This is a genomic window from Acinetobacter sp. UBA3132 (genome assembly GCF_002364825.1).
In the GTDB taxonomy this organism is placed as follows: domain Bacteria; phylum Pseudomonadota; class Gammaproteobacteria; order Pseudomonadales; family Moraxellaceae; genus Acinetobacter; species Acinetobacter schindleri.
The window spans coordinates 39153-42180 of the sequence record NZ_DEZM01000054.1; the positions used below are offsets into that span (position 1 = coordinate 39153).

The following is a 3028-nucleotide window of genomic DNA, read 5'->3' on the forward strand; positions in this document are numbered from 1 at the left end:
AAAAACCAGAATATAGTTGTTCTTGCATTATACGTAGTAAAACCATATATCATTGGAGCTAAAAATAATAGCTTATTTGATAACTCCAAGTCCTTAAAAATATTAAATAAAAATATTAAAAAAATTCCTAAACCAATAATACCATAGTAAAAAAGAATACCTAACCAAGTTGAATGAATTTCTAATCCAGCCGAATGATATAAAGAATAGGCACCCTGTCCTGCTCCAAAAAATAAGTATTCAGGATATTTTAAAATGATATCAAACCCTCTTCCTTCTGCCTGTTCTTCACTAGCAGATAAACCTTCAATCATTCTTAAAATCAATTCATCGAATACACCAATGAAGTAAAGGTAAAAAATAATAACAAAGACGAAAAATGAAGCTAATATGAAAAACATTAACTTACGATTTAAATCACCTCTTTGCTTGATTAAAAGGGCTAAAGTGATAAAAAAAACTCCTAATAAAGCAGATCTTGACATTGTTAGAAGTATTAAAAAAACACTCATTGAGTAAACAACGAAATTCTTGAAAAAATTATTAGATATAAGCAAAAAAATACAACATGTACTTAAAACCCAAAAAGCCATTTGATTTGGATCATTAAAAAACCCATTATATCTCGGGAAAAAAGAATGACTCCCCAGACCAATAGACCACATAAAAATTATTAATACATAGGAAAAGGGAATTAATATAATCAAGTTAGAAAACAATTTATTGGTTTGCTCAAAAGAAAAATTAACAATGAGCAAAAATAAAATAAAATTAAATATCCAATATATAATTGAAACAATATAATCCAAATCATAATTAACTAAAGTCCAAAATAAGTTAACCAAAATAGAATATGATAAAAAAATGAATAAAAATATTGATCTATCAATAAGAATTTTTTCTTTATAACCCAACAATATACATATAACAATAAGGATATGACTAATTTGAGGCAATCCACTTTTCCATAAATAAAATTGAGAAAATAAAAATGCTACCGATAAAGTAAAAACTACCGCATTATTAATTTTTATATTTAAGAAATTTCCCGACATAAAAATATATTTCCAGTAAAAATTAAAGTTTATTTCTAATTTTCGAAAATAATAGCCATAAATTTTTTAAAAAAAAGTATGGTTTCACTCCAGTCAAAAATCTTATGATAAAATTAATTTTTTTTACTGAGCAATTATAACTAATCAGATGACCTGCCAATATTTTTCTTTCAAAATATTCTAAATTATTATTTTCAATAAAATTTATATATACAGTTCTCATCTTGCTCTTATCTCTCTCACTAGATATTCGACCAAACTCATGAGAAATATCTTGTATATATGTTTTATTATCTACACGAATAGCTTTTTTCTTTAATTTTGGATTAGATAATAATTTATACCACAAATCCAAGTCTTGCCATGCCTTTAAGTTCTCAGAAAAAAGACCATACTCCCTCATTATTTCAGTTTGAATAAAACATTGATTTCCAACGATATTGGATTGCAATAAATCTTTAGCTTTAGCTTTTCTAGGTATCAGAAAAGAAAAAGCTGGCAACCTTCTAATTCCATTATTCTCTATATAATTCAAAGAATATATAAAAACATACTCATCCAATAAATATCTATACTCAACAAATTTAGCAATCCTACTAGGAAGAAAGTAGTCATCATCATCTAGACCCGTAATAAATTCTCCTGTAGCATTTTTAATCGCAATATTTCTACTAACACACGCACCACTATTTTTTTCTTTTAAGAAAAATTTAATACGTGAATCTTGCTTGCTAATATTTTTTAAATATTCATATGTTCCATCAGTAGAGCAATCATCAACAATAATAATCTCTACATTTGTATAAGTCTGTTGACGAACGGATTCAACAGCACGCTTTAATAAATTAACACGATTATAAGTTGGGATATAAACTGTTACTAAAGGTTTAACATTCTTTAAATTCATGATTAATTTTCACCAAATAAATCACGTGTATAGATCTTATCAGCATCTTGCTTTAGCTCATCACTCATCCGGTTAGCAAGAATGACATCTGAACTCGATAAAAATTCATTTAAATTATTTTGAAGATCATAATTTTCAAATTTCTCCTGTTTTAAAGTCGGCTCATAGATTTGTACTTTAATATTATATTCTTGTAACTCATGCATAATATCTTGAATTGCAGAATCTCTAAAGTTGTCTGACCCAACCTTCATCGTTAGACGGTATACACCTACTACACTTGGACGTTTTTTCAAAATTTCTTTTACAATAAATTGTTTACGTGTTTTATTCGAGTGAATAATTGCTTGAATCAAATTTTGTGGTATGTCTTTATAATTAGCCAACAATTGCTTGGTATCTTTAGGTAAACAGTATCCACCATAACCAAACGACGGATTATTATAGTGTTGACCAATCCGAGGATCTAATCCAACACCCCGAACAATATCCAAACTCTCCAAATCATGTTTAGCACAATAAGTATCAAGCTCATTAAAATAAGCTACACGCATGGCAAGATAAGTATTAGAAAATAACTTCACTGCTTCTGCTTCTGTCGCATTCATACACAATGTTGGTGCATTATGCTCAACAGTCGCATTCAAATAAAGCTGAGCTATTTCTTCTGCACGTTCTGATTTTTCACCGACTATAATACGAGATGGATAAAGGTTATCATAAAGAGCTTTACCCTCTCTCAAGAATTCTGGGCAGAAGACGATTTGATTAGTATTAAAATGAGCTTTGAGCTGAGCAGTATATCCAACAGGAATTGTTGATTTTATAATAATAATAGCTTTTGAGTTTATAGGTAGAATTTTCTCAACTACACTTTCAATAGAAGATGTATCAAAATAATTGGTATCTGGATCATAATTTGTGGGCGTTGCCACAATGATAAAATCGGCATCTTTATATGCCAGCTCTGCATCTAGAGTAGCTTTTAATTTAAGATTCTGATCTGCAAATGCTCGCTCAATATATTCATCAACTAATGGAGAAGAATTACTGTTTATTAAATCAA

The 3028-nt window shown here is 28.5% G+C and carries 3 protein-coding genes; all 3 read right to left on the reverse strand.

Annotation, left to right across the window (positions count from 1 at the left end; all coding sequences use genetic code 11):
- Positions 1 to 1055, reverse strand: a 1055-nt coding sequence (locus tag B4033_RS02495) for a hypothetical protein (protein WP_286831841.1), incomplete at its 3' end; no start/stop codon positions are given.
- A 22-nt stretch (positions 1056 to 1077) separates the two neighbouring features.
- Entirely contained in the window at positions 1078 to 1962 is an 885-nt protein-coding gene (locus B4033_RS02500) for a glycosyltransferase (protein ID WP_286831843.1), read from the reverse strand.
- A gap of 2 nt (positions 1963 to 1964) precedes the next feature.
- Positions 1965 to 3028 (reverse strand): nucleotide sugar dehydrogenase (locus tag B4033_RS02505; RefSeq protein ID WP_286831845.1); only part of this gene is annotated, 1064 nt, incomplete at its 5' end.

Bases quoted from the DNA above. Each gene is read 5' to 3' on its own strand.
- B4033_RS02500 (WP_286831843.1), bottom strand. From the start codon at position 1,962: ATGAATTTAAAGAATGTTAAACCTTTAGTAACAGTTTATATCCCAACT.